The 6963-nt window shown below is 43.2% G+C and carries 4 protein-coding genes; 1 reads left to right on the top strand and 3 read right to left on the bottom strand.

The genetic code is table 11. From position 1 onward, the window contains the following. From B4F91_RS00590 to B4F91_RS00580, 3 genes are all read right to left on the bottom strand, one after another. The coding region (locus B4F91_RS00590) for a S41 family peptidase (protein WP_288635318.1) at window positions 1-2177 on the bottom strand (2177 nt) is incomplete at its 3' end. Window positions 2178-2332: 155 nt separating this feature from the next. Continuing rightward, entirely contained in the window at window positions 2333-3733 is a 1401-nt protein-coding gene (locus B4F91_RS00585; protein ID WP_286936975.1) for a 5-methyltetrahydrofolate--homocysteine methyltransferase, read from the bottom strand. Between the two features lie 32 nt (window positions 3734-3765). After that, window positions 3766-6177, bottom strand: a complete 2412-nt coding sequence (locus B4F91_RS00580; protein WP_286936977.1) for a TonB-dependent receptor — start codon at window positions 6175-6177, stop codon at window positions 3766-3768. Window positions 6178-6318: 141 nt separating this feature from the next. Between B4F91_RS00580 and B4F91_RS00575 the strand changes: the two genes are divergently transcribed. Continuing rightward, window positions 6319-6735, top strand: coding sequence for a MerC domain-containing protein (locus B4F91_RS00575; protein ID WP_286936979.1), 417 nt, complete (start codon window positions 6319-6321; stop codon window positions 6733-6735). Window positions 6736-6963 lie beyond the last annotated feature (228 nt).

Raw genomic sequence — 6963 nt, 5'->3', positions numbered from 1 at the left:
TAATCAAGGTCGCTACGATGGCTAATGGCATCAGCCATAGGCTGGTATTTAGCTAAAATAGCATCCCAATCTTGACCGTGATGGTTTTCGTCGTAGAACCAGTCACGCAGTGTGCGCCAGCCTTCTACGTACATTTGTTGCCACTCAGCTTGCGGGTTAATTTTAAGCATCATTTTGCTTAAATCGAGCTTGTTGGCGTCTAGGTCTTGCTTTGGTTTAGGCTCAATTAAGCTGTAACCGCCGCTTGTATGTACAAGCAGGTGCTCGCTATTGCTCGATATAGTGTAATTGCTAACGCCTTTAGCGACGGTTTCTAGCTCGCTATCGTGTTCGGTGCCTATAAGTTGTAATCCGCCATTGGCAAGTGTTAGTACGCCGTCTTTTACTGCGGTTAAGCCACGGTAATCGCCCGCAGGCGCGTTAAGTGCGGTAACACGTTGCATAAAGTCGTTGCTTTGCAGTGCGTTTTTAACTTTTTTGTCGTCTTCTTTTTCGTCTTCTTTATCTTTTACAATCGTGGTTTCGTCACTTTGTAAGGCAATAAGCGGTTTAACACTGTCGTTTACTGCAGCCGCATAAATACGGGTGGCGCGGTTAAACATGTAGTCAAATTCGTAGCTGCTAAACGCAAGGTTAAAGTCGCGCTCAGAGCTAAAGTAAAGGTATTGGCCATCTGGCGAAAAAGTTGGGTTTTGCTCGTTACTCATTTCGTCTGTTAGGCGCGTTACCTTTTCTTTTTTAAGGTTGTAGTGCCACAGTGAGGCATAACGGTTTTCGTTATTTTTAACATACACAATGTCTTGGCTGTTAGGCGACCACGTATACTGAGTAATGCCGTCTTCGTCGTAAATGCCGGTATCAATTTTGTGTTGCTTGCCCGATTTTGCATCTAACCACCAAAGTGTGTGGTTTTTATCTGCAAACAACAGCTTAGTGCTATCGGGTGACCAAATAGGCGTAAAGCGCCAAATAGTGCCATTACTAGTGAGTTGTTTAATGGCATTATTTTTACTGCGATCTTTTAAGTAAATTTCGTACTCGCCGCTTTCATCGCTCATGTAAGCAATGTAACGCCCATTTGGCGACCAACTTGCGTCTATTTCACGGCTCTTATCTGTGTACGATAAGTTACGCGTAGGGCCTTGTTTAACAGGTACACTAAATAGCTCGCCACGGGCTGTAAATACAGCACGTTTGCCATCGTGAGAAATCGACATAGAATCAATAAAGTCGCTTACATTTTTGCTGTAAGGCATAGCGTATTGGCGCACACCTGCAATGTTAATGCTCAGCTTAGTGCTTTTTTGTGTTTTTGCGTCAAAGCGATATAAGTAACCGCCGTTTTCGAACACAATCGCATTAGGGCCTGCTGAGGGCCAAAGTACGTCAAAGTTTTTATAATTAGTGAGCTTTTTAGGCTCACTGCCTTTGCGATATTGGTAAAGGTTTAGTGTGTAATCACGATCAGATACAAAATAAATATTGTCGCCAACCCAGGTAGGTTGCTGGTCGGTTGCACGGTTAGTGGTAAGTTGCTCTGAAGTGTTATTTTCTAAATCGTAAATCCATACGTCTTGCGCACGGCCGCCACGGGTGCGTTTCCAGGTACGAAACTCACGGTCAATGGGTGTGTAAACATACTTGCTACCATCAGGTGAGAGCATACCACCGCCTGTTTCTGGAATAGCTAAAGGTTGCTCAAGGCCACCGTCGGCAGGGACCATATAAGGGCGACCCATACGTTTACCCCATGGTGTGCGGTTTGCTCTAAACACCACATTTTTACCATCGGCGGTCCAATCTAAAACGCGGTAATCAAAACCACCACGCGGCGGCATTTGGCCAACATCGTTGTAGTATGTAAGCTGCTTTAGGCCTGAACCATCGCTGTTAATTACATAAACTTGGCGGCTGCCGTTATACTCAGCCGAAAACGCAATACGCTTACCATCAGGAGAAAACTTAGGAAATGTTTCAAAACCAATGTGGTCGGTTAAACGTTTGCTTTCGCCGGTTTGTGTATTAGCAATATAAATATCGCCGCTGTAAACAAAGGTCACGTTTTGGTTATGAATATCAGGAAAGCGTAGTAAGCGAGTGTCTTTAGTTTCATAGGCCGATACGCTCGGTGCAATAACCGCAGCCAAGGCAAGCGCCAATGTTGTTAATTTTTTCATGGGATTACATCCTATATTAATAGCTGTTACATCATAACAATAAGGTTATAAATAGCGATGCACTTGCGATAAAAGGTCTGTTACAAAATGTGAATAAAAAAAGGTTGGCATTAAAACGCCAACCTTCAAGGGAGTACTCTTTTTAAAGAGTGAAATTAGTGGTCGTGGTCGTCTTCTTCTTCCTCTTGCGCAATACCAAGCCAAGTAATTGCACTAGGAGCAAAAGTAAGCTCAACCTCACTTTCAATTTCTAAGTCTTCAAGGTGTACTTGCACAACGTGCTGAGCAATAGGGTCGGCTACATAAGCAAACTGACCATTTTGCGCCACTGTCATGCTAAAGCTCATGCCCTCTGGCATGGTTGATACATCTTGCTCGGTAATATCAACTTGGCCTTCAAGCTCCCAATGCATTTCGCCATCATGGTCGTGTGCACTAAATACATTTAAAAAGCCTAAGCTGTCTAATATTAAAAAGTGCTCGCCATGGGCAGAAAAAGAATACGACACAGCACTTGCGCCATCGGCTAGTTGCCATTCTAGTTCTTCCATTTGTGCTGTTGCTGGGTTAATAGTTACAATTACGGCTTCGCCGCCACCATGGCCAGATGCTACGCCAATAAAGGTCTCGCTATCTTCGTGGCCATAAATACTACCAATGCGTAAATCGCCAACGGCTGCAATGTTCGCTATTTTTTCAGCTTCGTATTCATCATCGTGCTGGTGGGCTAATAACACACCATCGCTACAACCAAATGCCACGTAGTCGTGGTTTTGTGCAGCACCGTGTAAATCAGGGCACGTAAGGTCTAAGGTTTGTTCTAGCTCATATTCACCATCATGAAAATGATAAACACCTACTTGGTCTGGCAGTACTTTAGCAACCGATGTGCTTTCGCTGTCATCACGGCGAAGTGTTGATAATAAATGCTCACCGCGTGGCTCTGCTACACCGTGCATATTAATATCGTAGTTAATACCCGGTAGCGTTGCTGTTGCGCTGGTTATGTCGTTATCTGTTAATACTTCAACAGAGGCAACCGTGCCTGAGTCTGCATCACCATCATAAAAAACAGCTAATTGGCCATCGTGTTTTACAAGGTGAGTAGGTCGGCTGCCACTTGTTAGCTCATAACTGCTAGCTGCTGGGCTTTGCTCGTAGTCGTGTAAATGCTCGCCATGGTCTTCACGCCATAAACCACCATCAATAAAGCCTAAGTAATCTTGTGCGCGGCTTGCAATAACGGCATAACGAAAATCAGGTGATGACGATAGCGTGTTTGAATCGTTCGTCAGGGTAAATGTTTCAAGTAAAGCGTTGTCATCTAGGTCATAAAAGCTGGCTTCGTTGCTATCGCCTGCAAGCACAGCTAATCTGCCCAATGAATCAATTGTGTAGCCATCATCATGGTCGTGATCATCATCGTCATGATCGTGCTCGTCTTCTACAACAATAGGGTCTTTTTCTACAATATTGGTCTGGGCATCGCCACAGGCTGTAATAAATGTAGTGCTAATAGCCAGTGCAATAAGCTTTAATTTGTATAGTTTTTTCATGTTTATTTCCTTTAATTATAATTTTTTAATGCTTAAAAATAACCGCGAATGCCTAGCGCAAAGCTACGTCCTGGACGTGGTGCTATATCTTTTACAAACGAGCTGTGCACGCGTGCTTCTGTATCTGTTAAGTTGGTGCCTCGCAGGTACACAGACATATCTTGGTTTAATACTGAAAGGTCGTAAGAGATGCTTGCATCAACCAATGTGTAGCCGTCAGTTGCTGTTTCTTGTGGGGCTGTGTGGTCTTGCTTTTGATAGCGAGTAACGTGAATATGCGCACTGAGTTTATCTGTTTGATAGCTTAACTCGCTACCAAAACGAAGTGGTGGAGTACGGGGTAAATCGCCGCCGTCTTTTAGGCGTGCACGAACGTAATCTGAGAATAAATCTACTTTAAATTCATCGGTTAACTGCCACGCAATTTGCGCTTCAAACCCGTGTAAAATTACGTCGTCTGTTTTAAATAAATAAACCGGCAGTTCTGATGAATGGTCGTGTTCGTCCGCCCCTTCTTCTTCATCGCCATGGTCGTGGCCACTTTCGGCGAATAAACCAGTGTCTATTTGGTAATAGTAATTATCTACTTGGTTGTAAAAGGCATTTAAAATAAAGCCAACATCACCTTGGGTTTTACGTAATGTTAAATCGATATTATTGGCTGTTTCTAGGTCAATTGTTTGATCAGATAAACCTAAATGGCCGTCTTCATCTAAATCAAATAGTGCACCTACTTCGTAAGTGCCAGTACCAATGTGTGGCCCAAACGATAACAATTCAGAGGCAGAAGGCGCACGTTCAGAGCGCGATACAGAAAGTCCTAAATTATAGTTAGGTGTAAAATCCCACACTACGCCTGCAGATAAACTGATTGGCGTAAATTCGTGCTCTACGTCAAATACACGAGTGGTTTCTGCGCTTTCTTCGTGGTCGTGATCATGCTCGTCGGCTTCTTGCGCCTCATCGTGTGCATGAGCGTCAATATTTGGCAGTAACACGTCGCCTGCTTCAATGGTTACACGCTCAATACGCCCACCTAACTGCACTAAAAAATCACCAAAGTGCCTTTCTTCCATTAACGCTACAGCAAAGCTTTCGGTTTCTGATGGAGGGGTAAAGGCCTCTTCACCTTGTGCTTCAACATCGCTTTGTTTGTAATGAAAGCTAATGCCGCCATTCCACTCGCTAAATTGGTTATGTAGTAGGTCTATGCGTAATTCGTTTGTTTCGTTTTTAAATGTGGTGCCTACAGCGCCACCTTCAATTTCAGCGTGTTCGTAGTCGGTGTGGCCAACGCGAAGGTTTACTTTGTTTAGCCATTTATTATCTAGGTTATACTCACCTAATAATTGCACTTTTGTTTGCTCTAAATCAGCAAATACGCTTTCTTCTTCGTCGTTGTGTTCTTCCTCTTCTTCCTCGCCGTGAGTATGGCCTGGAATGCCGTATTGACGATTAAATTGCTCTACTGCTAAGCCAATAAAGCCGTTATCCATTAAATAGCTAGCGCCAACAGTAAAACCATCAGACTCTTCATTACTGTTTTCAACTTTGTAATCGCCACTATGCTCTTCATTATCGCTATCTATATCTGCGGCTACAGGCACTTCGTAGTCATCGGCTTCACGCCAAAACGCGTCGGCATAAAAAGCTACCGAGTCTGTGCCTGTGGTGGCATTAAACGAGGCTACTTTTTGGTTATCTACTGAGTTATGTTCTACGTTCCACTCGCCGCGTGTTGTGCTGTCGGTTGGTACGCGGCTATCTACCACATTTACTACACCACCAATCGCTCCGCTACCATAAAACAGTGTTGCTGGGCCGCGTAATACTTCAATTTGTTGTGCGGTAGACGCCTCTGATGCAACAGAATGGTCGGGGCCAACGCGCGACACATCACTTACATCAAGGCCATTTTGAGTAATAAGTACACGCGGGCCGCTTAAACCACGAATAATTGGTGTACTGGCTACCTTCCCGTGAAAGTTAGTATTAACGCCTGGAAGTTTTTCAAGGCTGTCGCCAAGGGTTGCAGCTTGTTGTCGTCTTAGTTGTTCGCCAGATAAAACACTAATAGGTGATGCAGATTCCATTGCCGACATATGAATAGGGGTTGCTTCAATATCAATAACTTCAATAGGCGAGCGCTTTAAATTAAACGTAACCGACTGGTTTTCATCGTTTGTTATTGTTATATCGCGATGAAGGTGGGCATAACCTGGCGCCACAACATGAAGCTCTTTTAAGCCATTGTTTAGCTCGGTTATTACAAATTTACCGTTTTCATCGGTGGTTACTTTAAGGTCTGAGCCTTCAACTTCTACTGTTGCATTGGTAACTACTTTACCTTTGTTGTTTAAAACAACGCCCTCTATTGTGGATGCAAGCACACTTGCAGGTAATAAAGCTGCTATGAGCACAGCTAATTGTGATCTACGTTTCATTTGACTACCTTGTTAGATGTTATACTATATCAATTATGCGAGAAATGTTATAATGTATCAATAGTAATTAACTGTTGTTACTAAAATGTCTCTTTAAAAGTAACGCTTTTGAGTAGAGGCACTAATTTAGTAGAGGAAATAATGAAGTCGAGTCAAAGTGTTATGGATCGTATGGCGATTGGATTATCGTTAATGTGCACCGTACATTGTTTTGCAACCCCGGTTATTTTAGCGTTATTGCCAAGCTTTGCTGTACTGCAAATAGATAGTGAACAATTTCATTTATGGATTCTTGCAGCGGTATTACCCACCAGTTTATTGGCATTAAGCTTAGGCTGTAAAAAGCATAAGCGTAAGCGTTACATGGCCTGCGGCGTTATTGGGTTAGCCTTTATGATATGTGCGGTATTGCTAGGGCATGAGGTTGCCGAAAAAGCGTTTACTTTAATTGGATCGGCTTTTATTGCTGCGGCTCATTGGTTTAATTACCAACAATGCCTTAAACATAATGACGAAAAGTGCCCGTGTTCAGGCGATGAATCTGATCAGGTAGCTTAGCGTTATCATTGCTACAAACAACTAACGTGTAGCACTTTAAATTAATCCCCTAGAGTTTAAATTTTTTAATAGCCTAAAGCTAAAAGTGAGTTAAAGTAACCATCCAATATTGGTTTATTACGCTTGGCTTAGGCTAGGGCGTGCTGATCTTTGCGGATTGAAATTTGTTCAATCTAGGGGCGATTAAATCGCGGCGCGAGGTTTGTAACCTAGTGGGCTAAGTAAAAA

The organism is Pseudoalteromonas sp. UBA6610, from assembly GCF_002433295.1.
GTDB classification, from domain to species: Bacteria; Pseudomonadota; Gammaproteobacteria; order Enterobacterales; family Alteromonadaceae; genus Pseudoalteromonas; species Pseudoalteromonas atlantica.
Note: the sequence above shows the minus strand (reverse complement) of the source record. Positions and strands in the feature narration are given on the sequence as shown.